Source organism: Acidithiobacillus sp. YTS05, from assembly GCF_024396695.1.
GTDB lineage: Bacteria > Pseudomonadota > Gammaproteobacteria > Acidithiobacillales > Acidithiobacillaceae > Igneacidithiobacillus > Igneacidithiobacillus copahuensis.
This window is the reverse complement of the sequence record NZ_CP094359.1, coordinates 687,010-710,617: the sequence shown is the minus strand read 5'-3', so window position 1 is coordinate 710,617 and position 23,608 is coordinate 687,010. Positions and strand designations below refer to the sequence as shown.

General features: G+C 56.9%; 25 protein-coding genes. 12 read left to right on the top strand and 13 right to left on the bottom strand.

Annotated features, from left to right (window positions below):
* The first annotated feature begins 12 nt into the window (after positions 1-12).
* Genes soxX through ccsB form a run of 3 tightly spaced genes read left to right on the top strand, consistent with a single transcriptional unit; the run spans position 13 to position 2,466 of the window.
* Entirely contained in the window at positions 13-378 is a 366-nt protein-coding gene (soxX, locus tag MQE22_RS03565; RefSeq protein WP_215870987.1) for a sulfur oxidation c-type cytochrome SoxX, read from the top strand.
* Between the two features lie 24 nt (positions 379-402).
* On the top strand, positions 403-1,275 hold the full coding sequence (soxA, locus tag MQE22_RS03560; RefSeq protein ID WP_215870986.1) for a sulfur oxidation c-type cytochrome SoxA: 873 nt from the start codon (positions 403-405) through the stop codon (positions 1,273-1,275).
* A gap of 12 nt (positions 1,276-1,287) precedes the next feature.
* Positions 1,288-2,466, top strand: coding sequence for a c-type cytochrome biogenesis protein CcsB (gene ccsB, locus MQE22_RS03555; protein ID WP_215870985.1), 1,179 nt, complete (start codon positions 1,288-1,290; stop codon positions 2,464-2,466).
* A 42-nt stretch (positions 2,467-2,508) separates the two neighbouring features.
* Here ccsB and MQE22_RS03550 read toward each other — a convergent pair whose 3' ends face one another.
* The 3 genes from MQE22_RS03550 to MQE22_RS03540 are packed head-to-tail and all read right to left on the bottom strand — an operon-like array spanning position 2,509 to position 4,806.
* A complete protein-coding gene (locus tag MQE22_RS03550; protein WP_215870984.1) occupies positions 2,509-3,171 on the bottom strand; it encodes a hypothetical protein in 663 nt (220 codons plus the stop codon).
* A 41-nt stretch (positions 3,172-3,212) separates the two neighbouring features.
* A complete protein-coding gene (locus tag MQE22_RS03545) occupies positions 3,213-4,130 on the bottom strand; it encodes a YihY/virulence factor BrkB family protein (RefSeq protein WP_226826969.1) in 918 nt (305 codons plus the stop codon).
* Entirely contained in the window at positions 4,123-4,806 is a 684-nt protein-coding gene (locus tag MQE22_RS03540; protein WP_255790117.1) for a hypothetical protein, read from the bottom strand. The genes MQE22_RS03545 and MQE22_RS03540 overlap by 8 nt, the downstream gene beginning before the upstream one ends.
* Before the next feature lie 186 nt (positions 4,807-4,992).
* Here MQE22_RS03540 and MQE22_RS03535 point away from each other — a divergent pair, with 186 nt between their 5' ends.
* The 8 genes from MQE22_RS03535 (at position 4,993) to MQE22_RS03500 (ending at position 13,399) form a co-directional block, all read left to right on the top strand.
* The gene (locus tag MQE22_RS03535) at positions 4,993-5,610 is read left to right on the top strand and encodes a superoxide dismutase (protein WP_215870982.1); all 618 of its coding nucleotides are present in this window, start codon (positions 4,993-4,995) and stop codon (positions 5,608-5,610) included.
* 110 nt (positions 5,611-5,720) lie between these two features.
* Positions 5,721-6,755: a phosphoribosylformylglycinamidine cyclo-ligase gene (gene purM, locus MQE22_RS03530; protein ID WP_215870981.1), complete on the top strand. Its 1,035-nt coding sequence runs from the start codon at positions 5,721-5,723 to the stop codon at positions 6,753-6,755.
* Positions 6,748-7,407 (top strand): phosphoribosylglycinamide formyltransferase, encoded by a 660-nt coding sequence (gene purN, locus MQE22_RS03525; RefSeq protein WP_215870980.1) that lies wholly within the window; start codon positions 6,748-6,750, stop codon positions 7,405-7,407. The genes purM and purN overlap by 8 nt, the downstream gene beginning before the upstream one ends.
* Positions 7,404-8,159, top strand: coding sequence for a competence/damage-inducible protein A (locus MQE22_RS03520; RefSeq protein WP_215870979.1), 756 nt, complete (start codon positions 7,404-7,406; stop codon positions 8,157-8,159). The genes purN and MQE22_RS03520 overlap by 4 nt, the downstream gene beginning before the upstream one ends.
* A gap of 21 nt (positions 8,160-8,180) precedes the next feature.
* Positions 8,181-9,590: a chloride channel protein gene (locus MQE22_RS03515; protein WP_215870978.1), complete on the top strand. Its 1,410-nt coding sequence runs from the start codon at positions 8,181-8,183 to the stop codon at positions 9,588-9,590.
* A 71-nt stretch (positions 9,591-9,661) separates the two neighbouring features.
* Entirely contained in the window at positions 9,662-11,047 is a 1,386-nt protein-coding gene (locus MQE22_RS03510) for an MFS transporter (protein ID WP_215870977.1), read from the top strand.
* Positions 11,044-12,912 carry a chloride channel protein gene (locus tag MQE22_RS03505; RefSeq protein ID WP_319643706.1) on the top strand — a complete coding sequence of 623 codons (1,869 nt, stop codon included), beginning with the start codon at positions 11,044-11,046 and terminating at the stop codon, positions 12,910-12,912. The genes MQE22_RS03510 and MQE22_RS03505 overlap by 4 nt, the downstream gene beginning before the upstream one ends.
* A gap of 4 nt (positions 12,913-12,916) precedes the next feature.
* On the top strand, positions 12,917-13,399 hold the full coding sequence (locus tag MQE22_RS03500) for a hypothetical protein (protein WP_215870976.1): 483 nt from the start codon (positions 12,917-12,919) through the stop codon (positions 13,397-13,399).
* 33 nt (positions 13,400-13,432) lie between these two features.
* Here the strand turns inward: MQE22_RS03500 and MQE22_RS03495 are convergent, their stop codons facing one another.
* From MQE22_RS03495 to MQE22_RS03485, 3 genes are read right to left on the bottom strand one after another with little or no spacing between them, the layout of a single operon-like run.
* Positions 13,433-14,203, bottom strand: coding sequence for a TIGR02186 family protein (locus tag MQE22_RS03495; protein ID WP_215870975.1), 771 nt, complete (start codon positions 14,201-14,203; stop codon positions 13,433-13,435).
* On the bottom strand, positions 14,203-15,111 hold the full coding sequence (locus MQE22_RS03490) for a sulfite exporter TauE/SafE family protein (protein ID WP_215870974.1): 909 nt from the start codon (positions 15,109-15,111) through the stop codon (positions 14,203-14,205). Before MQE22_RS03490 ends, MQE22_RS03495 begins: the two co-directional genes overlap by 1 nt.
* Positions 15,112-15,113: 2 nt before the next feature.
* Entirely contained in the window at positions 15,114-15,653 is a 540-nt protein-coding gene (locus MQE22_RS03485) for a universal stress protein (protein WP_215870973.1), read from the bottom strand.
* A gap of 147 nt (positions 15,654-15,800) precedes the next feature.
* Here MQE22_RS03485 and MQE22_RS03480 point away from each other — a divergent pair, with 147 nt between their 5' ends.
* Positions 15,801-17,459 carry an ATP-binding protein gene (locus tag MQE22_RS03480; protein ID WP_215870972.1) on the top strand — a complete coding sequence of 553 codons (1,659 nt, stop codon included), beginning with the start codon at positions 15,801-15,803 and terminating at the stop codon, positions 17,457-17,459.
* A gap of 74 nt (positions 17,460-17,533) precedes the next feature.
* Here the strand turns inward: MQE22_RS03480 and MQE22_RS03475 are convergent, their stop codons facing one another.
* The 7 genes from MQE22_RS03475 to MQE22_RS03445 form a co-directional block, all read right to left on the bottom strand.
* The gene (locus MQE22_RS03475) at positions 17,534-17,968 is read right to left on the bottom strand and encodes a type II toxin-antitoxin system VapC family toxin (RefSeq protein WP_215870971.1); all 435 of its coding nucleotides are present in this window, start codon (positions 17,966-17,968) and stop codon (positions 17,534-17,536) included.
* The gene (locus MQE22_RS03470; protein WP_215870970.1) at positions 17,959-18,210 is read right to left on the bottom strand and encodes a type II toxin-antitoxin system Phd/YefM family antitoxin; all 252 of its coding nucleotides are present in this window, start codon (positions 18,208-18,210) and stop codon (positions 17,959-17,961) included. The genes MQE22_RS03475 and MQE22_RS03470 overlap by 10 nt, the downstream gene beginning before the upstream one ends.
* A gap of 208 nt (positions 18,211-18,418) precedes the next feature.
* On the bottom strand, positions 18,419-18,967 hold the full coding sequence (locus tag MQE22_RS03465; protein WP_215870969.1) for a hypothetical protein: 549 nt from the start codon (positions 18,965-18,967) through the stop codon (positions 18,419-18,421).
* A 232-nt stretch (positions 18,968-19,199) separates the two neighbouring features.
* Complete coding sequence (locus MQE22_RS03460; protein WP_215870968.1) at positions 19,200-20,093, bottom strand: GDP-mannose 4,6-dehydratase; 894 nt, start codon at positions 20,091-20,093, stop codon at positions 19,200-19,202.
* 11 nt (positions 20,094-20,104) lie between these two features.
* Entirely contained in the window at positions 20,105-21,145 is a 1,041-nt protein-coding gene (gene gmd, locus MQE22_RS03455) for a GDP-mannose 4,6-dehydratase (protein ID WP_215870967.1), read from the bottom strand.
* Positions 21,146-21,571: 426 nt separating this feature from the next.
* Positions 21,572-22,828 (bottom strand): glycosyltransferase family protein, encoded by a 1,257-nt coding sequence (locus tag MQE22_RS03450; protein ID WP_255790114.1) that lies wholly within the window; start codon positions 22,826-22,828, stop codon positions 21,572-21,574.
* A gap of 120 nt (positions 22,829-22,948) precedes the next feature.
* Positions 22,949-23,605: an ABC transporter ATP-binding protein gene (locus MQE22_RS03445; RefSeq protein ID WP_215870964.1), complete on the bottom strand. Its 657-nt coding sequence runs from the start codon at positions 23,603-23,605 to the stop codon at positions 22,949-22,951.
* Between the last annotated feature and the right edge of the window lie 3 nt (positions 23,606-23,608).

Below are 23,608 nucleotides of genomic sequence, written 5' to 3'. Positions count from 1 at the left end.
AAGGAGAACATCATGTTTCATCAAAGCTCTCGCATCCTGCTCTTGCTCAGCGCTATCGCCCTGCCCGCTGCCGCAGTCGCCGCTCCCAGCGCTGCCGATATTGCCGCAGGCAAATCCATTGCCTTCAATCGTGCCGAAGGCAATTGTCTAGCCTGCCACGTATTGCCAGGAGGGACCATGGCGGGTGACGTGGGACCGGATCTGACCCATTTTCCCTTCAAGATTGTTTTTCACAACCGGCAAAAGCTGGTGCATTTTCTCTACGATCCGGAAAAAACCATACCCCACATCAACATGCCACAGTTCGGAAAAAACAAGGTATTGACTCATCATCAACTCGAACTGGTTGCGGATTATCTTTGGTCCCTTCAAAAGTAATCCTTTCACACCGGGAGAAACGCCATGAAATACGCAAAACGAATTCTTTCCGTAAGCTTGGGCTTGGCACTCGGTTGTGCTGTCCTCTCTGCCAACGCCATCGATTGGTGGCAACTAGGCAATACCAAGGTTGGCCCGCAAAAGACGCTGCAAGACTTTCATCAATACTTCAAGGAACAATTCCCCAAGATGAGTCTCGAACAATACGCGCTCGGGAGTTATGCCTTCAATAAACAGGACTATGAACAATATCAACAGGCGATACAATTCAATCCCGGCGATCTTACCCTGAGCCAAGGGAAAAAGCTTTGGGAGACCAAGTTTCCGGATGGAAAAACCTACGCATCCTGCTTTCCTGGTGGCGGTAAGGGTGTTGCCGCTGGCTATCCCTATTACAGTGACAAGACCCATCAAGTCGTCACCGCTGCTATGCGCATCAATGCCTGCAGGGTAGACAACCATCTGGCGCCACTAAAATACGGCAGCAGCGATCTGATTGCTCTGGAGACCTATTTTGGCTCTCTGTCCAATGGAATGCCTACCGATGTCAAGGTAGAGGGCCCTGGAGCCGTGCGCGCCTTTGAGGAAGGAAAGGCCTATTACTTCATGCATCGTGGACAACTTAATTTTAGCTGCGCGAGTTGCCACGTAGCTTATGCCGGAAAATACCTGCGCGGGCAAATCATCTCGCCGGTGCTCGGACAAAGCGCGCACTACCCGACCTATCGCGCCTCCTGGAGCGCCGTCAATACCTTTGAAAAGCGTTTCCAGGGCTGCGACAAAAAGGTGGGCGCTGCACCGCAAAAACTGGGTAGTCCAGAGTATCGTGATCTGGACTATTTCATGAGTTACCTCAGCAACGGGATCAAGATGAATGTCCCGGGCTATCGACCCTGAGGAGGATTGACGATGTCAGTTGATGTCAGTGAGCTTCGTCAATGGTTCGCCTTTCCGCAGGGGGCACGGGAACAACGCCTCTGGCAACGCCTTTGGGCGGTGGCGTTGACCGCTGGTGCCTTTGCCGTCTGGGCGATTTTTCGCGCCGATTTCTGGATGTGGCAGTACATCACCCTAGGGATCTGGTACGCCGGACTCCTCTGGTTTGGTTGGCACTGGCCGGCGTTCCGCCGCCTGTTTTTCGCCATTCTCGTCGTCGCGGCTCCCGGCGTTGGTCTCTACATGGCTGGTTATACTGCCGCCAACAGCCTTCTGCTGCGCTATGTTTTCCAAAGCACAGCAATGTTCTACTGGATGAGCGGTGCCATTCTCGTCAGCGCGGTCAGCTATTACTGGTATCTCTATGCCGGCTCCCAGAGTGCTGGCGACCGCGGCCATCGCTTTGCCTGGCTGGCAACCGTGCTCGGCTTTGCCGGACTCACCATCCGCTGGAAAGAAACCTACGTAGGGCATCCATCCTGGGGCCACATACCGGTCACCAACATGTATGATGCCATGGTGCTGCTCTGCACCGTTACTGCCCTGTTCTATCTGTACTACGAAGCGCAGGGCAAGCGTCGTGGCCTGGGCGCCTTTGCCATGCCGATGATTCTGGCGGCAGATATCTTTCTGATTTGGGTCGGAATCGCCTATCACCAGAACCAGATCCAGCCCATCGTGCCTGCCTTGAACAGCTTCTGGATCAAGCTGCATGTGCCCTGCGAATTCGTTGCCTATGCCAATTTCTATCTGGCGGCGATGGTTGGCCTTGCCTATCTGCTGCGCCAGCGGGCGGAACGCCTGGGCAGTCGTTTGGTGGAGCGCTTACCTGATCTCAACAAACTGGAACGCATCATGGCGGCCATGGTGACTTTTGGTTTTCTGTTCTTTACCGCCGGCACCATTCTCGGTGCCGTATGGGCAGCCAAGGCCTGGGGCGGCTTCTGGTCCTGGGATCCCAAGGAAACCTGGGCACTGATCGTGTGGCTCAACTACGCCGCCTACTTGCATTTACGGGGCCGTAGCCCACAGCATCGGCCGACGGGAAAAACCCTGGCTTGGTGGTCGGTCATCAGTCTGCTGACCGTCACCTTCTGCTTCATCGGTGTGGATCTTTTCTTGGGAGGATTGCACTCCTACGCGAAGCTTTAAAGGCGGGCAGGCGCCTGCAGCACGAGGCGCCGTCCACCAGCTTTACTTCCCGCCCCCGGCGGAAATGCCCACCGACGACTTCCATTGCTGCATCTGCGCTATCAGCGGCGATTTAGCGCAATCCGCTGCCGAGAGGCTACTACAGGCACTGGCCCACTGGCCGGTAGTCTGGAAAAACTTTTGCGCTGCACCTGCCTGTTCTGCCTGCGCGCCGGTCAAAATCTTCGCTGCCGATCCATAGCTTGCCGCCCGGGCATGCGCCCAATTGGAGACGCTCTGCCAGCAAGTCGAGCGTTGTGCACCACTCTCGCCAATGCAAGAAGTGCTCTGCTGCCGGGCACTGGCAAGGTCCTGGGTCCAGCTCTGCGCAAAATCGCTGCTGTTGATGTTCGCCGCGCTGTTCACGATGGGAGCCACCACTTTCGCTTCGGGGACCACCACTGCCGAAGCACTGGCCTGAGACGACAGGGCCTGGGTCGGCAAGTTCTCCTCGCGGATCGAGGCTGCGGGGATCTTGGCTGTCTGCGGCAACTTCACCTGCGGCACTACTACCGGCGCAGCAGTTGACGGTGCCGGCTGGGAGACGGACTGAGGCAGTGGCGGCATTACCGGTCCAGAGGGCAACAGGCCATTGTTGGTTGCTGAGCCACATCCTGCCAAGGTTGCGGCCACGGCAAGGAGCCCAAGGGTAGGAAACAATTTCATGACGCTGTCCTTTCTTGACGATTCAAGTCCATAGATAAAAGCTATCTCGCAGTTTTCTCTCGTGCTTCGCCCGTCGGATATGCGCTGGCAGGATGACGCCGCTGCGCCGCTGCTGCTACCTCCGCACCAAACAAAACCGCCAACCAGGTCATATACAACCAGAGTAGAAATACGGGCAATAGTCCGAGTGCCCCATAGAGCGTCTCGGTGATCGAATAGCGGATGTATTGCGCCAGCAAGTATTTGGCGACGTTGAGCAGAATAGCCGCAATCAGTGCACCAAAAAATGCGTCGAGGAAGGTCACTCGTGCTGCCGGCAATATCCGATATAACGCCAGAAAAATCACCATCTCTACGACAAATGCAATAGCATAGCTGAATTGTGCCGGTAACGCTGGCATGGCACCGAAGTGGAGTAACCAGTGTTGCACGGGTTCCAAAGAAAGAACCAACGCAGCGCTGGCAATGGGGCCAAGGACAATCAGGAGAATGTAGCGCAAGGGTCGCAGCCAGTGCGTAGTGATCTTTTCATTCCAAATAGCGTTGAAATGGCGTTCAATTTCGTGAAGCAGCAAAAGCGCCGTTATCAACAAACCAATCACACCATACCAGCCCAAACCCGCGCCGCGGGCCGCCAGAACATTGAGCCAATGAATGACCGCTTCTCCTACTTCCGGCACAAAACTCTGAAATACATAGCGATCGATGAGTTGCCGTTTTTCTTCAGTGAATCCAATGAGATTCCATAGGCTAAAAATGACCGCCAGCAGAGGCACAATAGCCAGTAGAGTGGTGTAGGCAAGCAGAGAAGCTCGATCCACACAGTCGTCCCACCAGAAGTCCATTCCCGCGCGAATAAAGCGCAATAGGATGCGTCGCCACCAAGGTGTGCCTGCGTGCGGATACCAACGCCCGCGCCCGGAATTCTCCTTGGGTGCCTTGTCCAACAAGTCAGACATTTGCCTGTTCTCGAAATATTCGCCATTGGGTAACACTGGGCGTAGCCTGACGTTGCCAGAGCCAGGCCTGAAAGGCCTCGACCAAACTGGTCAGGGTGCTGAGATTACGCGTTTCGCTGCGCAACAGATGGCGCCGCAAAGGCTCGGCAAAAGGCGGACCGAAACGTGTGGAGATCTGCAGCAACAATGCGTCGAGCTGCTGGTCCTGCGGACGTTTCAGATAATAACTGGTAAGGGCGGTCAAACGACTTTCCCAGTCGGCAAGCAGCCAGCGCGGCCGCGGGGCAATGCAACTGACCAGCCAGGGTAAGCCTCTATCCAGACGATAATTGAAGAGACAAAAAAGTTCTTCCTCACGTGCCAGGCTACCTGCCCAGGCATCGATGTTATCCAGACAGAGGAATGGCGCCGCACAGAGGTCGAGAACGCCGTCGCCAGCGCCTGGCAGCGCCCGACAATCGACGTAGGGAGCCCACGAGCCGTCAGCAAAGGCGGCCCATAGCAGCAGGTGCGTCTTACCTACCCCTGTATCCCCGTAGAGACAGAGCGCAGTCGACGCCTCACGCAGCTGACGGATTGCCGCCAGGGCTTCTTCATGCAGGCCCGGAAGGTTGGTCATTCCCGCAAGTTGCCGCGGCTGCAACGGCAGAAGTTGCTGACCTGGTACGGAAGACAACGCCATCGTTACAAGGCATTCACTCAGCTGACTGTGTACCAGTGTAACAGTGTTCGCCGGGAGCCGGAATCAAGAGACTGGGCAAGGAGCCGGGCAACGGACCCGATCGTCGTTTGCAGACGACAGGGCTCGCCGACTACAATTTGTAGATAGATGCAGTTCCCACCCAGCGACAGGAGAGCAGGAATGTCTGAATATACAGTACGGGAAGAACTCAAGCCCAGCGGTCTGGAGGGTATCAGTGATGATCAGATCAACGACCATTGGGGGCTTTACAAGGGCTATGTGGCGCAGAGCAATGCCCTGCGCAAGGAACTCGACGAGCTGCGCGCGGCGGGCAAGGGTGCTTCCCTGGGTTATGCGGATCGGCGCCGGCGTTTTGGTTTTGAATACAACGGCATGGTGCTGCACGAGTACTATTTCGCGCAGCTCAAGCCCGGTAGCAACATCGATCAGGCCCCAGGCTTCAAGGCAGCGGTGACGGAGCAGTTCGGCAGCGCCGAAGCCTGGCACGACGACCTGATGGCGGCAGCAAAGAGCCGCGGCATCGGTTGGGCAATCTGCTATTACGACGCCACGACCGGGCAAATCAACAACCACTTCGTGCAGCTGCATGAGGACGGCAACATCGGTGGCTTTAGCCCGCTGGTGGTGGTCGACGTCTTCGAACACGCCTACATGGTTGACTGGAAGGCCCTGGGCCGCGGCGATTACCTCGCTGCCCTGCACAAAAACATGAACTGGGCGCTGGTAGAAGCACGCTTCCAGGCCGCCAAGAGCGGACAGGTATTCAAGCGCTTCTGAGCGCCAGATATCGTCCGGCACGAAACCCGCAGCCTGCTGCGGGTTTTTTTTGGCTTGCCGCGAACGCAGTGGCTTCGTACCATCCTACCATTCGTCTCCAGGAGCCTGACGTGAACCCCAAAGACCCCCTGACCTATCAGCAAGCTGGCGTGGATATCGATGCCGGCAACCGTTTGGTGGACCGCATCAAACCGCTCGCCAACGCCACCCAACGTCCCGAGGTGCTGGGTGGCCTGGGCGGCTTTGGTGGCCTTTTCGCGCTCCCCCCTGGCTATCGGCAGCCGGTTCTGGTCTCCGGTACCGACGGCGTTGGTACCAAGTTGCTCTTGGCCCTGGAGGCGAAGCAGCACGACGGCATCGGCATCGATCTGGTGGCCATGTGTGTCAACGACATTCTCGTCTCGGGTGCCGAACCGCTCTGGTTCCTGGACTATTACGCGTGTAGCAAACTCGATGTCGAAGTCGCCGAGCAGGTCATTGCCGGCATTGCCGAGGGTTGTCGACAGGCCGGATGTGCTTTGCTAGGCGGCGAGACTGCGGAAATGCCGGGCATGTATCCCAACGATCACTATGATCTGGCGGGCTTTGCCGTGGGTATCGTCGAACGCGATGCCATTCTCGATGGCAGTCGCTGTCGCGCCGGCGATGCACTGGTGGGGATCGCCTCTTCCGGACCCCACAGCAATGGCTACTCCCTCGTCCGCAAGATTCTGGTGCGGGCAGGTGCCCACCAGCATCTGCAGCTGGGCGGTGAGCCGCTCATCGACCAGCTTCTGCGTCCAACGCAAATCTATGTGCGGGCCATTCAGTCCTTGCGCAGCGTGGTCGAGATTCACGCTTTGGCGCATATTACCGGCGGTGGCTTGACTGAAAATCTACCGCGCTCCCTGCCCAAAGAACTGGCCGCAGTCATCGATCCCAAGAGCTGGCCGCAACCCGCCATCTTCACTTGGCTGCAGGAACAAGGCGAGGTAGACACCACAGAAATGCGCCGTGTTTTCAATCTCGGCATTGGCATGGTCGCCAGCGTCCCCTGGGAACAGCGCGAGGCGGCCATCGAGAACCTTACTATCAGCGGGCACGCGGCCTACTGCATCGGCCGCCTGGAAACCCGAAATTCCAGCGGAGTCGTCTATCTTGACTGAACAACGCCTGGTAGTGCTGATTTCCGGGCGCGGCAGCAACCTGCGTGCCATTCAGCAGGCCTGTGCCAGTGGCCAGCTCCCAGCCCGGATCACTGCCGTCATCAGCAATCGGGCGGATGCCGCAGGGCTGGCATGGTGTCGCGACGTCGATCTTACTGCGCAAGTCATTGCCCACAAGAGTTTTTCCACACGCGCAGATTTTGACCGCGCCCTTGCCGCAGCCATCGACACCCACAATCCAGACTGGATCGTCCTGGCGGGCTTTATGCGTCAACTGACCGATGCTTTCGTGCAGCGCTATCTGGGACGCCTGATCAATATCCATCCTTCACTTCTGCCTGCCTTTCCGGGCTTGCACACCCATCAGCAGGCCTTACAGGCCGGAGTTCGCTGGCATGGAGCAAGCGTACACTTCGTCACGCCAGAACTGGACGCCGGACCCATCATCGCCCAGGGCGTCTTGCCCGTGCGCAGCGATGACACCCCAGAAAGCCTGTCCGCACGCGTGCTGGCGCTGGAGCACCAGCTCTACCCCCAGGCCCTGGGGCATCTCCTGCGGGGTGATTGCGTCCTGGAGCGGGGACAGACGCGCTGGCGGCACGCCTATCAGAGTCCGGACCTTGCCGGCATCAATCCACAGAGGCAAGCGTGACAGCACGTCTAGGCATCATCATCGTCGGTTCGGAGATCCTGCTCGGCAAACGGGAGGATCGCCACTTTGCCCGGAGTCGCGAGCAGGCGCTGAATCGCGGTTACGAACTGGCCTGGAGCCTCTTGCTGGCGGACCGCTGGGAGGATCTGATCAAGCAGTATCGCTGGGCCTTCGCTCAGGATTGTCCTTTTTTCTCCTTCGGTGGCCTGGGCGCCACGCCCGATGATCTGACCCGGGCGGCTGCCGCGGCAGCGCTGGATTTGCCCGTGGAGCGGCATCCCGAAGCGGCACGCCTGATTCGCGAGCGTTTTGGCGACGGCGCCGAGCCCATTCGCATCCGCATGGCAGACTTGCCCAAGGACGCCAGCATCATCCCCAACCCCGTCAATCAGATCCCCGGCTTTCAGCTGCGTCAGGGCTACTTTTTCCCCGGCTTTCCGCAGATGGCAGAGCCCATGACGCAGTGGGTCCTGGAGCGCGATTTCCCGCTGCGTACCTCGGCCTTGCAATTGCGGATTCTCCTGCGGGAGCAAAAGGAAAGCGACTGGGTCGACTTCATGGAACGCTTTTGCGCAGCACACGCGCAGGTAGAATTTTCCAGCCTGCCCAGCTTCGCGGCAACGGGTACGCAAATCGAGCTCGGCCTGCGCGGCGAGGCCGCAGCGCTGCATGCCGCCTGGCAGATGCTGGCGACGGAGCTCGAGCGGCGCGGCGTGCGTTGGGAGTGGCTGGAAGAGCCTCGATTTCCATGATGGTAGCGATCTGACGCAGCCATGGTCGAGGAAAAGAAGAGCGAATGGCATTTCTGGCACCCCGAACACGGCGCTTTTGGTGAAGGCCCCCTGCTCGCTCTGTTAGGTGCCATCATCGGCGTGTTGACCGGGTTGGGCAACATCGTTTTTCACTACCTCGTTGCCGTCATTCACAACGTCGCCATCCTGAATATTTTCGATTTCCACGACCGGGCACACGTGCACACTCCGCCCTCTCCCTGGGGCTGGGCCCTGCCCCTGGTTCCCACCCTGGGTGGTCTACTGGTGATTTTTCTGGCCCGGAAATACGGGGCAGCCGTCCAGGGTGCTGGTGTCAGCCAGGTGATCGAGGCGGCCTACACACGCGAGGGCCGCATGGCACGCAGCATCGCCTTATTGCGCCCTTTGGCTACGGCCATCACGGTTGGGACTGGCGGCTCGGCAGGACGCGAAGGACCTGCCATGCAGTTCGGCGCCGCCATTACCGCGTGGCTGGACGCCATCTTCACCATGCCTGCGCACCGCCGCATCCATCTTCTGGGTTGTGGCGTGGGGGCCGGTATCGCTGCGGTCTTCAATGCCCCTCTGGGCGGCTGGTTTCTGGCCATGGAAATCATCGTTCCAGATTGGCGCCCCTGGACGATTCTCTCGACGCTGATCGCGACCATTGGCGCCAGCCAAATCACCGAGCTGGTCTTTGGGAACTTTCATCTCCTCCCGGCGGTGACCAGTACCCTCGTCAACAAGGCCGCAGATCTCCCCCTCTTTGTTATCCTCGGCGCCATCAACGCGCTTGCGGCAATTCTCTTCATCGCCGCCCTGACGGCGATCACCCAGTACAGCGAGATCTTCCTGCGCAATCCCTATCTCCGCCATGCCCTGGGAATGTTCCTGGTTGGCCTTTTGCTATTGCTCTGTTTTGCCATGACCGGTCACTACTATCTGATTGGTGGCAGTTACGCGGGCATCGGCGATATTCTGCGCGGAGAGATCAGTGCCTGGGGCATCCTCTTGCTCCTGCTGTTGCTCAAACTGCTGGCGACCAGTCTGACCATTGGTTCGGGGGGATCTGGTGGTATCTTCTCGCCTTCGCTCTTCATCGGTGCCGGCACGGGCGCCTTGTACGGCCTACTCCTGCTGCATTGGCAGATCTTACCTGCCAAGCTCATCGGTCTCCTCGCACTCTGCGGCATGGCCGGCATGGTAGCCGCGAGCACCGGCGCGTTATTGAGCGCACCGGTCATGGCCGTCGAACTGACAGGCAGTTACGAAGCCCTGCTGCCAGCCATGTTGACCTCGGTCAGCGCGTTTGCCATTCGTCGCATGCTGCTGGGCGCCAGCATCTATACCCTGCCCTTGCGGCGGCACGGGCTGGATGTACCGGAGAACCACTATGTTGTCGAGGGACCGGGAAAGCAGGAAAAAGGCTGATTTTTGCGGCCCCCAGGGGAGATGCGGTATATTTTTGGCATACGCATAACCCACATTCCGTAGGAGTCGCAATGTCCGTAAAATCCGCTCTCGACCGCCGCGAAAAGCGCGCAGTCTTCTCTTTGGCCGGCATTTTTGGACTTCGCTTGCTGGGTTTGTTTCTGGTCTTACCCGTATTTTCGGTGTATGCCCACGGTCTGCGCGGTGCGGCAAATCATCCGGCGCTGATTGGCATTGCGCTGGGTGCCTATGGTCTCACCCAGGCCGTCCTGCAAATTCCTTTTGGCAAACTCTCGGATCGCATCGGCCGCAAACCCATCATCGCCATCGGTCTCCTGATCTTTGCCATCGGCAGTGTCGTTGCGGCCTTGGCCAGTAACATCGACGGCCTGCTCATTGGCCGCATCATCCAGGGAGCGGGGGCGGTGGCGGCGGCAATCATTGCCCTTACCGCGGATCTCGTACGCGAGGAGCGCTGGACCAAGGCGATGGCGGTCATTGGCATCACCATCGGGATCAGTTTCAGCATCTCCCTGGTCCTGTCAGCGCCTCTGGCACAATTCATCGGGGTTTCCGGAATTTTTTGGCTGACCGCCATCTTGGCGCTCGTTGCCATCGCTGTCTTGTATCTCGTCATTCCCAGCAGCCCGGCAAAATTCCATCGGGACGCCGAACTGAACCCAGCCATGCTGCGGACCGTGCTGCGGGACCGCAATCTGCTGCGCCTCGACTTTGGCATTTTTGCCTTGCACACCGGCTTGACCGCAATCTTTGTCGTCTTGCCTCTGGTGCTGGTCGATCCGCGCCACCCCTTGCTGTCGCTCTCGCATCAATGGACCCTGTATCTACCGGTCATGCTGCTTTCTTTCCTATTTATGGTGCCCCTGATCGCCGTCGGTGAGGCCAAGCGCAAATTGAAGGAGATCTTCCTCTTCGCCATCGCCTTGCTGATCCTTGCGGGAATCCTGATGGCCGTTTCCTACCATAGCCTGATCATGATCGCCATCGCCCTCTTCCTCTTTTTTGTCGGCTTCAATGTCCTCGAGGCCAGCCTGCCTTCCCTCATTGCCAAGTTCAGCCACGCCGGCGCGAAAGGAACGGCAACCGGCGTCTACACCTCCTCGGAGTTTTTCGGCGCATTTTGCGGCGGCCTCCTTGGCGGCCTGCTCTATGTTCCGGAAGCCCGCAATTACAGCGTCATCTTCTGGGTAGTGACCAGCATTTTTGTTCTGTGGTTGCTGATCGCCTTGGGTATGCAGCGCCCGCGTTATCTCGCGACCCGCATCTTTACCCTGCCAGCAAATCCCGCCACGGGATTGGAGCAGAGACTGCTCGCCCTACCTGGGGTTGCGGAGGTGGCTGTTTTCGCCGACGAAGGCGCCATCTACTGCAAGGTCGACAGTAAAATTTTCGCCGAGGATCAGGCTCTCTCCCTTCTCGGAGGGCAGCCGGCGTGAGTGAGCTTGTCGCAGAGGCCAGCGCTGCTCCCATGGAGGAGGGAAGTAGCAGCGACACCGGAGCCCTCCGCAGTCGCTGGCGCAAAGTACGTCGCAATCCCTTCTTTCATTTTTTGTTGGCAATTTTTGTCGGCGTCATCGCTGGCCTCGGCGCAGTGGTCTTTCGTCGCCTCATTGCCCTCATGCACAACCTCTTCTTTTATGGTCAGGCAAGCTTGGTGTTCAATGCATTGCAACACGCCAAGGCGAGTGCCTGGGGAGCCGGAATCATTCTCGCACCTGTCGTTGGCGGGCTGATTGTCGTCTGGCTGGTGCGTAGCTTCGCGCCGGAGGCCAAGGGACATGGGGTCCCCGAAGTGATGGATGCTATCTATTACAAAGCGGGCGTCATCCGCCCGGTGGTGGTTATCGTCAAGGCCCTGGCATCCGCCATCACCATCGGTAGTGGCGGATCGGTGGGGCGCGAGGGGCCCATCATCCAGATCGGCGCCGCCTTTGGCTCGAGCCTCGCAGGTTGGCTGTATTTGCCAGAATGGCAACGCCTGGGCCTGATTGCCGCTGGCGCAGGCGCTGGTATCGCCGCCACCTTCAACACCCCGGTTGGCGGCGTCCTTTTTGCCGTTGAGCTGATGCTGGTGGAAATCAGCGCCCGTACCCTGGTTCCAGTCATGATCGCCACCGGCACCGCGACCCTGGTCTCGCGTCTGCTGCTGGGCAACTACCCATCTTTCATCATTCCACCGGATATCATTGCCGAAACTGCGCACATGGATATCCGTAACTATCTGGTCTTTGCGCTGCTGGGGATCATTGTCGGTGGGATTGGCCTCTTTTTTACGCGCATGCTGTATTGGACCGAGGACTTTTTTGAGCGCATTCTTCCGAGTGCCTACCTGCGTGCCGTGGTCGGAATGGGGGCAGTTGGCATAACCATCTGGATAATCTTCCTCTTCAGTGGCAAATACTATGTGGAGGGCGTTGGCTACGCCACGATTCAGGATGTCCTCGATGGCGTCCTGCTCAATCCTGGATTCCTGCTTCTGTTGGTCTTGCTGAAAATTCTGAGTTTCAGCACCACCCTCGCTGCCGGCGGCTCCGGCGGCGTATTTTCTCCTTCTCTCTTTGTCGGGGCATTGCTGGGGGCCGCCTGTATTTTGCTATTCAACTCGCTCTTTCCCGGTCTACACATGCATATTGCCACCGGCGCGGCGCTGGGAATGGCAGGAATGGTCGCGTCCTCTACCGGAGCGGCAGTGACGGGGGCGGTCATGATCTTTGAAATGACCAATGACTATCACATCATCATCCCCCTGATTCTGGTGGCGTCCATTGCCTTCGGTATTCGCCGCATGGTCACCCGGGACAGCATCTATACCCTGAAGCTCCTGCGGCGTGGGCACTACATTCCGGAAGCACGGCACAGCAACCTTTACCTGATGCGTTCGGCGAGCAGTCTAGTCGAAACGCCGCTGTTGCGTCTGCACGATCATCGCTTGCTCAAGGATCTCCATCGTCTGCTGCGGCGCTACCCGCGCCTGCCACACATCCTTTTGATTCGAGATGGGAAACCGGTGGCCGCCATCGCTTCCCATCGGGTGCATGAAATCCTTGGGCGGCGCAACCTGCCCGAGGATACCCCGCTGCTGGAGCTCGCCAGTACCGACTGGATCCTGCTACGCCGTGACGTGCAACTTTACGAACTGGTGGCTGCGTTTCGTAGCAGTGGCGCGGAGATTGCGCTACTTAGCGAGGATGGGGAAACCCCACAACATCATTCCAGTGTTTCGGCAATGGTTACCAGTGAAGACATCCTCGCCGACACCAGCCTTCCGGTGTTGCTCCTGCACCCGGAAATGAAGCCGTAAAGACATGGCAAAAAAGAAAGCAGGCGGATGGGGTATTGGCATTGTGGCTGCGGCTCTGGCCGTGGGGGCGTTTCTCTACCTCACAGGGCAACCGCAAAAAAACCAGAAAATAGCACCGCAGAGCAGCACCGCGAAACCGGCGCATCTGCATATCCAGACCGTCGCCCTCGGCAGCTACGGCTCCGCCGTCCATCGCAACGGTCAGGAACTGGCGTTACAGATCCGGCCCCTGGCAGAGCTGGAGGGTCCACCTGGAGAATCACCTCCTTCTCTCAACGGTCCGGCGGAGCAGGAAATCATTGGCAATATTTTTCTGCGCTTTCCGCAGCTGGCGGCACTGCCAACGGATTCTGCAGCGCAGGAGCGCCTCGCCGAGCAGATTCGTATCCAGCTCAACGCGCAGTTATCGGCGCACCGGTCTCACTGGCAGGTGCGCAGCCTGCAGCTTCGCCCCAGCCTCGGCCCCATCCCCGGTGGCGACGAATGAGTCGCCATCTATCATCATGCGATTTCGACGTCTTTAGCTTTTGCGCTGCATGACAATTCCCAGGCCGAGGCCCAAAAATGCCAGAAAGAGAGTCAGAACAACGCCATATAGCCAAGGCTGATGTTCCGCGTAATCGGCGATCCATTCTTCCAGCCCTACCTGCTGCACATCAATTTTTTGCTGACTTTGTGCCAGAATCTTTCCGTGATTGACCAGGTAAACACCCAGTTCGTAGGTTCCCAAGGGCAGCGAAGCGGGCAGATGCAGGTGTGTAGAGAACAAGCGACCATCCTGAATCGTCACGCTTTCTGAACGTACCTGATACGTTCCTTGCCGCTCCTTGGCGGCGATGACCGCGGACTCCCAGGCCGCTTTATCGCGCAGTTCTGGTTCGTACTTTGCCTTTTCCAGAATCCCGCGCGGATCGAGTCCCAATGCGTTCCGCCCGGCGGCGGGAAGAATTTTGTCCAACGACGCCGAGGAGTTGATGAGCAAGACTCCCGGAAACTGACTTACGGTCACCTTCTTCCCGGTTATCCAGATGGGTCCCATCTGCGTCTTGCGGGTGACGGCGACCGCACTGTCGGGAGAGCGCAGTACCACAATCACCTCACCAGAATGGGAAAGTGCGCCGAACACCAGGATATCGCGACCACGAAAGCGACTGGTCACATCCACCTTGTCCGTACCCGTGCCCAATACCACATTGGGCGCCTGCACGGATGCCTGGGCGGCCATTGGTACCATTGCCGGCAGCAGCAATGCGCAGGCAAGCAAACAAATCTGTAAGACCTTTTTCTGCATCAGAGCACCTGCGTGACCTGGAAGACATGCTCTGGCGGGATGACCAGACCCAGGCCCATCTTTACCGCCACAGCCACCACCACCAGGGCAAGGACGAGACGAAGCTGCTCGCCCGGCATACGCGCACCCAGGCGGGCGCCGAACTGGGTACCGAAAATCGAGCCAATGACCAGCGCCAACGCAAGATAGGGGTCAACCGCATGATTCATGCCGGCTTGCAAGATCCCAACCTCTGCAGTGGTGAAGAGCAGCTGGAACAAGGACGTACCGACCACTACCTTGGTCGGCATCTTGAGCACGTACAACATGATCGGGACCATGACAAAACCACCGCCCACACCCATCAGCGCTGTGAGCACTCCCACGGCAATTCCCATGCCCAAGGGCAACAGAATCGTCGTCCGCAAACCGGAGACGGGAAAATCCATCTGCCATGGCAGGCGATCCACCCAGGATGTTTTCTTCTCCTGCACCGGCTTGCTCTTTTTCTGGCCGCGCACGGCCATCAGCGCCTCGATCAACATCGAAATACCGATGAAGCCCAGGAGTCCCACGTAGAGGAAGGAAACGACCAGTCCAAAATGTCCGCTCTGTTCGAGAATTTTTGCGACATGCACTCCCAGCAAACCACCCGTCCAACTCCCAATCAGCAGGACGATGGCCATGCGCATATCGACATTTCCCAAACGCCAGTGGGCATAGCTACCCACCGCCGAGGCACCAACGATTTGTGCCGCGCCAGTACCCACCGCGATCAGTGGCGGCACGCCAACAAAGATCAGTAATGGGGTAATGAGAAATCCACCGCCCACACCCGTGAGTCCAGAGAGGAAGCCAACAATCAGGCCAAAACCCACGATCATGGCGATGTTGATATCCATGTGGGCAATGGGCAGGTAGAGATCCACGTTCAGGCCTCCTCGTCGCGTACTTCAGATCGGAGTTTCTCGATGCCAGGGCAGATCTGTCCCTCCAGAGCGTCGGCGGGCACCGTGAGCACCGGCACCTTCAGACTCAGACTGAGCTTGGCGCCAAGATTTCCCAAGGCATGCGGGAGCCCACGCGGCTTGCCCTCGGTGCCGAAGCCCTGGCGACCGACAACTACCATGATCACGCCCTCGTTAGCTGCGACAATTTTCGGGATCTCGACTTCGGGGGCACCAACCGCAATGAAATATTCCGGCATCCCCAGCCCACAGGCATCATGAATTCGTTCCGCAACGCCCTGCAGATTCTTTTCGGCCTCGGCGCGCGCCTCGTCCAGCAAGCGATCGCGAAGCCCCCCGGAAAACACGCCACTGCCAAAGCCCATTGGCGAACGCGGCACCTGCAGGACTGTCACCAGTCCCAAGTGTCCAGAAAGCAGGCTCGCAAAGCGCGCCGCCGCGCCCGCTGCCACCAGAGCATTTTCCGAGCCATCTACGGCCGCCAGTATCAAATGTTCTGCCATCTGTGCCCCCCACCGAAAGATTTTGCGTCGGATCATACCGAAACCTTGGAGCAACTGTCGACCTTGAGCCTCATCCTGCCCTTCCCTCTGCGCAAAACTTCTTGCAGAATCAGGAGTATTCTCATCAGGCTCCGGAGTCTTCCGCACATGAGCACTCGCCGCCAGTTGCCCATTGGCATCCAGACCTTTCGTCAGGTCCGGGACGAAGGCTGCTATTACGTCGACAAAACCCCCTTGATTGCGAAACTGGCCGAGGGTGGCAAGGCATTTTTCCTTTCTCGCCCGCGCCGCTTCGGCAAGTCACTCTTTCTCGATACCCTGGCCGAGGCCTTTGCCGGCAATCAGGTACTCTTTGCGGGTGGCGAGACAGCAATTGCCCTCGGCGCCGAGCCCAAGGCCGCCGATCGCTCGCGCCTGTACCTGGCCGATCATTGGGACTGGGACAAGCGCCATCCCGTCATTCGCCTCTCCTTTGCCGAGGGCAGACTGGAGCGGCGGGAGCAACTCGAACGCAGCATCCGCCGACAACTGCGGGAGAATGCCGAACGACTGGGCATTGCCCTGATCGATCCCGAAGACATCGCCGGCAGCTTTGCCGAGCTCATCAGTGATGCCGCCGCCCACTATGGCCAACGCACCGTGGTGCTGGTGGATGAATACGACAAGCCCATCCTCGACAACCTCACCGAACCCGAAATCGCCCGTGCCATGCGCGAGGGCCTGGGCAACCTCTACAGCGTCCTCAAGGGCCGCGACGCCGACCTGCGCTTCGTCTTCCTCACCGGGGTGTCCAAGTTCAGCAAGGTTTCCATCTTTTCCGGGCTCAACAACCTCTACGATCTGACGCTGGACCCAGCCTTCAGCAGTATCTGCGGCTATACCGAGGCGGATCTGGATAGCGTCTTCGCACCAGAGTTTACCGCTGCCGCCGAGGCCGGCCGGCCTCTGGACCGCGCGGAAGTGCAGCGCTGGTACAATGGCTACGCCTGGGGCGCAGAGTCCGTTTACAATCCCTTTGATGTTCTTCTGCTGCTGCGGTTGCGCGAGTTCCGCGCCCACTGGTTCGAAACCGGCACCCCCACCTTCCTGGTCAACTGGCTCAAAGCCCGAGACTTCTTCACGCCCAGGCTCGAAGGGCTCTACGCCAGCGAGCAGCTACTGTCCTCCTTCGACGTCGATGGCATCGAGCCCGAGGCCATGCTCTGGCAGACCGGATATCTGACCATCCGCAGTGTACGGCGTCGGGGAAACCGCACAGACTACCATCTCACCGTGCCCAACATCGAAGTTCGCCAGGCCCTCAACGAGGCCATCCTGTTGGGCTGGTATCCCGACACCCGCCTGGCCAACGATCTCACCGGCGCCCTCTATGACTGCCTGAGCACCGCCGATCCGGATCTGCTCAAGGCCCACTTCGATCGTTTATTTGCTGGGATTCCACACGACTGGCACCGGCGCAACCCCATCGCGAATTACGAAGGATATTGGGCAAGCATTTTTTACAGCCATCTGGCCGCCCTCGGCCTCGAAATGACCGCCGAGGCGGCAACCAGCGAGGGGCGCTGCGATTTGGTAGCACGCGTCGAAAACATCATCTGGGCCTTCGAGTTCAAGGTGGTCGATGACACCGACGAAGCCAGTACGGGCAGCAACAGCGCCCTGATCCAGCTCCAGGCCAGGGACTACGCCGCCAAATACCGCGGCGCGCCGGGCATCGATCAGGTCATCGAGGTTGGTGTGGAGTTCTCGCGCCAAGAGCGGCGCATCGTCAGCTGGCAGGCAGAAGCATCCGGCACCATCGATTGAAGCGTTATTGCAACTGGGGCTGCGTCAACCAATTCGTCAAGATCACCCGACCGACCTCGATATGATAGGCAATCTCACCGCCCTCCCGGACGTGCAACGCCACTCGAGGCGTCTGCGGCCAGGATATTCACCGCCAAGCCATGCGCTGCGTCTTGCAAACGCATATCAGCTGTCCACAGGGCATCACAGCGGTGCGCTAGCGCAGTCGCCAAATGCAGGGCATCCGGCGTCTTCAGGCCAAAGCGGGCACGCAGCGTAGCGGCCTGCACAAAGACATCATCGGACATGGGCAGCAACGCAAACTGGCCAAAACCTTCCTCGTAGTAGCGTTGCAGAGCCACATTTCCCGTGCGCATGGGCGCAACCAGGCATTCCAACTTCACTAGTGGAGAAATGGCATAGCGATCGCCAGGTTCCCGCGCCAGGGCCTCGCGCACGGGTGTACCCCAGATCGGGTGATCCTCAAAGGCGTAAATGAGCAAGCAGGTGTCGAGGTAGATCAATCCCAACCTTGGCGCTCCTGTTCGATGGCACTATCCAACTCTTGCGCCGAGCGCCGCAGCGAAGTGGGCAGCGGATTGTGTTGCAACCAAGCCAGCACGTTGCGCCTCACCTCAGCAGGCACAGCAGCAACCGGTACCAGCTTCACCACAGGTACACCCCGATGCGCAATGATGACTTCCTCGCCCTGCTGAGCACGGCGAACAAGCTGCGACAACTGATTTTTGGATTCCAGGATATTGACTTGCATGGTCACCCCGCTCACAACGCTATTCTGGCCAGAATATACCTGTAACTGGCCAGGTGCAAAGATAGCTGGCCGTAACCGCTCGCTGAGGGGCGTTCTTCTTTGTTGAAGCCGGTTGCCCGACCATGTCCGCTCTGTAAACGCTTCACGATTCTCTGCTCCACTCCGCAAGGCGGTCGAGATTGATGTCGATTGTGCAGAGGGGATGGTTTTACATCAGGCTATATACCCAGAGAGCATAGTACACAAAATAGCGCTGCTCCCAGCCGAACGACACCTGGCGCATTTGCTCGTACCCCGCCGCAAAGTCCACACTCTCCAAGGCTGGCAAAGCGATCTCCTGCCGCAGGCGCAGGAACATCTCGGGGGGATTGTTGGCCTGCAACACCAGTAGACTCGCAATGTCGAAGTAGTCGTTGATCTGATACGAAAACCACTGGCTTACGGCATCGCGCCACAAGTGGATATGCGCGCCGCCATGGGTCTGCCGCAGATAGGCCACCCGCCCAAAGGAGCGGCAGCATTGCAATACGGGTGTTGCGGGTGCGGCATCGATCAAGGTCTGCACGTAATCCTGCAAGCCTGGACAAATGCTTGGGTCGAAGAAAGACGCATAACTCATGCAGGGCGCGAACTTACCGTGCAGAGCGTCCCGCAGAGCATGGAATTCCCAAAAGTATGGGCGGCTCAGAGCTGGATGGCGCAGGGAGCGGGCCGTTTCGTCGGCAAAACCGAGCAGAGCATCAGGGTCACCGTTCAACTGTACCAGCGCCTCATGGAAGGGCTCCTGATAACATCAGTAGCAATCTTCGGCACGACGAAAGCGCTCAAAAAGCCACGTACTTCCCGAGCGCCACAGTGAATGAATGAAAATCGCTTCCCGGCCCATCCATGCCCCTCCGAATCAGTAAGGATTCATCGGATCTCTATCGTATCCGAGGCCAGCCACAAGTCATTTACTGCCAGCTGAAAGGATGTGGTCGGATTGTTTACTATACAGTCAGCATCCAGCGCAGGGTGTCCCGCAGGGGAATTTGCGGTGCCAGTCCCGTATGTTGGCGCAGCAACGCATTGGATCCCAGCAGACGGGGCACTTCGTTGGAGCGCACAAAGTCCGGGTTGACCCGTACCTCCATGGAATGCCCGCTGATCTCCTCCACCATCTGCAATATCTCGCGCAGGGAGTACGCCTGCCCAGAACAGATATTGAAGGTCTTTCCCACTGCGTCGGGCGCGTCGAGCAACAGCGCCGTGTAGATGGCGGCCACATCGCGCACGTCGGAGAAGTCGCGGCTCACGTCCAGGTTCCCCAGTTCGATGATGCGTGCTTTACGCAGGGCGTGGCTGACGATTTTGGGTATCAGAAAGCGCTCACTCTGTCCCCTCCCGGAATAGTTGAATGGCCGGGTAATGACCAAGGGCAAGCGGCTGGCATAGTTACGCGCCATCAGCTCCATGCCCAGTTTGCTGATGGCGTAATGATTGACCGGCGCCGGGCAGATGGATTCGTCAATCACCTCGATGTTGGGCGTACCGTAGATGTTGGCCGAACCCGCCAGGAGTATCCGTTGCGGTGGTGTTGGCAGTGTAGATAGGGCTTCAAGGAGATCCAGCGTACCCAGCAGATTGACGTCATAGATGCCCCGCACATCCTCGTGACCCACAAAGGAAAATGCCGCGAGGTGCGCCACATGCGTGGGCTGCAGGGCATGGACGGCGGTGCGCACGGCTTGGGCGTCCGTCAAGTCGCAGGAAACTTCCCCGGTCGTACCCGGCTGCACCAGCCCAACGACCCGCGCACCCCGCGCTCGCAAGCGCTCCGCCAGATAGCATCCGGTGAAGCCGTGCAGTCCCGTAATTAATACTGTCGGCTGCTCTGCTTCCATAGAGACCCCCGTCAAAAAGAAACGCCGGACTGCACCCGCTGCACATCAGCTTCGACCATCATCGCGCAGAGCTCTTCCAGAGTCGTTTTGGGTTCCCAACCGAGCCTGGCCTTGGCCTTGGCCGGGTTACCGATGAGCAGATCCACCTCCGCAGGACGGTAGAACTTGGGATTGACGCGCACGATGGTCTTGCCCGTGGCGGCATCCACCCCGGTTTCGCCTTCGCCCTTGCCGCGCCACTCGATGGCAATGTCCGCCGCCTTGGCGGCCATGGTCACAAAATCGCGCACGGTCTCGGTGCGGTTGGTGGCCAGCACAAAGGTGTCGGGCTCGTCGGCCTGCAGCATGCGCCACATGCCTTCTACGTACTCCTTGGCATAGCCCCAGTCGCGCTTGGCATCCAGATTACCCAGTTCAAGTACCTCCAGCTTGCCGAGCTTGATCTTGGCGATGCCATCGGTGATTTTGCGGGTGACGAACTCCAGCCCCCGCAGCGGGCTCTCGTGGTTAAACAAAATGCCGCTGGCAGCAAAGATGTCGTAGCTCTCGCGGTAGTTGACCGTGATCCAGTGCCCGTAGAGCTTGGCGACGCCGTAAGGACTGCGAGGATGGAAGAAGGTTTCTTCATCCTGCGGAATGGCATGCACCTTGCCGAACATCTCCGAGGTGCTGGCCTGGTAAAAGCGAATCTTGGGATTGACCACGCGGATGGCTTCAAGCAGGTTCAGTGCACCGGTGCCGGTGATCTGCGCCGTGGTGTGCGGCTGATCGAAGCTCACCCCCACAAAACTCTGCGCCGCGAGGTTATAGACCTCCGTGGCCCGGCTTTTTTCAAGCAGGCGGATGGCAGAGCCCATATCAGTAAGGTCGAACTCGACCAAGTGCAGGTTCGGGTGCTGCGCAACACCCAAGTCCTCCAGGCGCCAGAAGTTGACCGAACTGGTGCGCCGATAGGTGCCATAGACCGTGTAACTCTTCTCCAGCAGAAGCTGGGTTAGGTAGGCACCGTCCTGACCGGTGATGCCGGTGATGATTACTATTTTGTCGACCATATGCCCTCCAATATCAAAAAACGTTACATCCGAAACATCGCGCTACGGACATCTTTACAATCTACGCTTTTTTGTGTCCTGAACTTTTCAAAACTCCGGCAAACTAGAGAGATCAGAAAGGACTATCAAATAGGTACGCTGGCATACCCTGCGGTAAATAACAAAACCAAATGCACCCAAGCCGCGAAGCACTACATACATTGCAAACTCCTTAGTGGCAGAATAGAAGTGAGAGCAGAGATTTTGTAGCATGCGAGATCACCTGGGAAGGCAGCCCGAATGGCCTGTTACCATGCAGAATGATAGTCATCGACGCGTAGTTCCTGCGCTACAATTTAGACTACATCCGCAGTTCTTCACTGAAACAAACTCAGCCATTGGCACGCCATCAACTTTGACACTACCAAATTCAAACAATATATTATATTATGCGCCAACAAACACACCCTCGTAAAGTTGGCACAAAGAATCAACATTATAATCTTTAGGATAGAAAGTCCTATTTCCCTTCTCAATAGATCTAATTATCTGCGCAAGTTGAATATGATTTCCCACATCAAAAAATTTTACCCTACCCTTATGATACTTCTCAAATCTCATAAATGCCTTGGTTCTACTGGCAATAATCGGCACCCCAAGCTCGTTGGCAATCGAAATTGGACCAGATGAGGATTGCCCAACCTCATAATATGGGAATAAACAGATATCACACAGCTCCATAGCTATTGGAAACTCGGAATCAGAAAGACTACCCATGAACAACACTCGATCATGAATATCCAGCGGACTCCGATCAAAAAGCGAACTAAGATTAGATAAACTTTCCGGCAAACTTAGGTTGTCAAATAATTCATAGACTTTTTGCCCGGCACCCAGAGAGTCAACAATGCCTGACAAATATTTATCAACCAATCCCGGAGGACGTTTAATTATGGAATTTGGATGTAAACCACCAAATATGCAGAATATATAATTCGAGGGAAGCAAGCGCAGCGCCTTTATCGCAACTTCAAAACCTTTGTAGTCACTAAAAAATCCAAATGCTCCCATAATAACTGCATCATTACGAATTTCTTTCAGCTGCGCAAAATTGTTTTTCGAAGAACTTTTATTAATGACTGAAACTTCATGAGGTGACAAGTATGCCAGAGGATGGTGCTCAACCGAACCAAATCCAAGACGCTCCTTAAAGTACCTATAGTCATAGAATGAATGCACAATTAAAGTGAGCTTCTTCTTTTTCTCATATTTCTCCAATAAATTAAGAAATCTTCTTTGTATAGATGACTTCTTAGCGGTTAAATTAAACTTGAATTTACGCTTATCATCATCATCATAAAAAATAGTATGAAATGTAACACTCAAAGATCTAGACGATTTAACAATCTTTCTAAGCCTCCTTAGTATATCAACATCCAGGACTCCAAATGTTCCATATTCTAACTGAATATTAACATGATCATATCCCGAAAGCGTAACGGCAATTTTATCAATGTATTTATTTGCTGCAAGCCTAGCCGACTTTGACTTAGATTTCAGAAGAAATTGGTCAAGATTAAAAACTTCGTAAATTATTTCACTTCTATGATTGCGAAGATTGTCAACCAATGCTTTTGTATACGACGCTATACCGCACAACTCGTCGTACGTGCTAACAATCGCTATTCTCTTTTTTTCTTTCATGACACTTATTCACTCCTTTTAGTTTTTCAGAACCCAAGCATGACATCGCAAGACTATAGATAAACTTAACAGCGTAGCTATTCCCACTAACTGAAAAACAATAGATAATCAACTAACCTATCAGGACAGCGCATTATATTTCCCTATCGTCTCTTCAACTGTGCCAACAATCTCCAGCTTACCACCTTCCAACAACGCAGCATGACTACAATGCTCTCGAATCACGTCAGCGTTGTGCGAGATGATAATCATGCCCCGGTCCGCCCTTTTCTCAAAAAGCTCCAAATTACATTTTTCCGTAAAGCGATGATCCCCCACCGCCATAACCTCATCAATCAAATAGCACTCGAACTCAATTGCCATAGAAATAGCAAAAGCGAGACGGGCTTGCATTCCGCTGGAATAAATAGATACTGGCTCACCTAGATAGCCACCCAGTTCGGCGAAATCCTCTACATAGGCGAGCATGTTGGCGTAGTCCACTCCGTAGACCCGTGAGATGAGGCGCACATTATCCTTGCCGGTAAGACTACCGATAAAGGCTCCACCAAAGGCCAAAGGCCAGGAGAGAGACATGCCGCGCAGGACCTCGCCACCGTTGGCCGCCTCCGAACCGCTTATTATCCGCACTAAGGTTGATTTGCCCGCACCATTTCGGCCCAAGATGCCCCAATGCTCGCCTGGTCGAATAATCAGGTTGATATCATCTAAAATCATCCGCTGGGAGCGCCCATGGTGGATGGGGTAATACTTAGTAACGTTTTTTACTTGCAGCATGAG

What these genes read in the sequence shown, in the direction of transcription:
- soxX (WP_215870987.1), top strand. Translation starts at nt 13, where the DNA reads ATGTTTCATCAAAGCTCTCGCATCCTGCTCTTGCTCAGCGCTATCGCC.
- soxA (WP_215870986.1), top strand. Translation starts at nt 403, where the DNA reads ATGAAATACGCAAAACGAATTCTTTCCGTAAGCTTGGGCTTGGCACTC.
- ccsB (WP_215870985.1), top strand. Translation starts at nt 1,288, where the DNA reads ATGTCAGTTGATGTCAGTGAGCTTCGTCAATGGTTCGCCTTTCCGCAG.
- MQE22_RS03550 (WP_215870984.1), bottom strand. Translation starts at nt 3,171, where the DNA reads ATGAAATTGTTTCCTACCCTTGGGCTCCTTGCCGTGGCCGCAACCTTG.
- MQE22_RS03545 (WP_226826969.1), bottom strand. Translation starts at nt 4,130, where the DNA reads ATGTCTGACTTGTTGGACAAGGCACCCAAGGAGAATTCCGGGCGCGGG.
- MQE22_RS03535 (WP_215870982.1), top strand. Translation starts at nt 4,993, where the DNA reads ATGTCTGAATATACAGTACGGGAAGAACTCAAGCCCAGCGGTCTGGAG.
- MQE22_RS03515 (WP_215870978.1), top strand. Translation starts at nt 8,181, where the DNA reads ATGGTCGAGGAAAAGAAGAGCGAATGGCATTTCTGGCACCCCGAACAC.
- MQE22_RS03510 (WP_215870977.1), top strand. Translation starts at nt 9,662, where the DNA reads ATGTCCGTAAAATCCGCTCTCGACCGCCGCGAAAAGCGCGCAGTCTTC.
- MQE22_RS03500 (WP_215870976.1), top strand. Translation starts at nt 12,917, where the DNA reads ATGGCAAAAAAGAAAGCAGGCGGATGGGGTATTGGCATTGTGGCTGCG.
- MQE22_RS03495 (WP_215870975.1), bottom strand. Translation starts at nt 14,203, where the DNA reads ATGCAGAAAAAGGTCTTACAGATTTGTTTGCTTGCCTGCGCATTGCTG.
- MQE22_RS03485 (WP_215870973.1), bottom strand. Translation starts at nt 15,653, where the DNA reads ATGGCAGAACATTTGATACTGGCGGCCGTAGATGGCTCGGAAAATGCT.
- MQE22_RS03480 (WP_215870972.1), top strand. Translation starts at nt 15,801, where the DNA reads ATGAGCACTCGCCGCCAGTTGCCCATTGGCATCCAGACCTTTCGTCAG.
- MQE22_RS03470 (WP_215870970.1), bottom strand. Translation starts at nt 18,210, where the DNA reads ATGCAAGTCAATATCCTGGAATCCAAAAATCAGTTGTCGCAGCTTGTT.
- MQE22_RS03460 (WP_215870968.1), bottom strand. Translation starts at nt 20,093, where the DNA reads ATGGAAGCAGAGCAGCCGACAGTATTAATTACGGGACTGCACGGCTTC.
- gmd (WP_215870967.1), bottom strand. Translation starts at nt 21,145, where the DNA reads ATGGTCGACAAAATAGTAATCATCACCGGCATCACCGGTCAGGACGGT.
- MQE22_RS03450 (WP_255790114.1), bottom strand. Translation starts at nt 22,828, where the DNA reads ATGAAAGAAAAAAAGAGAATAGCGATTGTTAGCACGTACGACGAGTTG.
- MQE22_RS03445 (WP_215870964.1), bottom strand. Translation starts at nt 23,605, where the DNA reads ATGCTGCAAGTAAAAAACGTTACTAAGTATTACCCCATCCACCATGGG.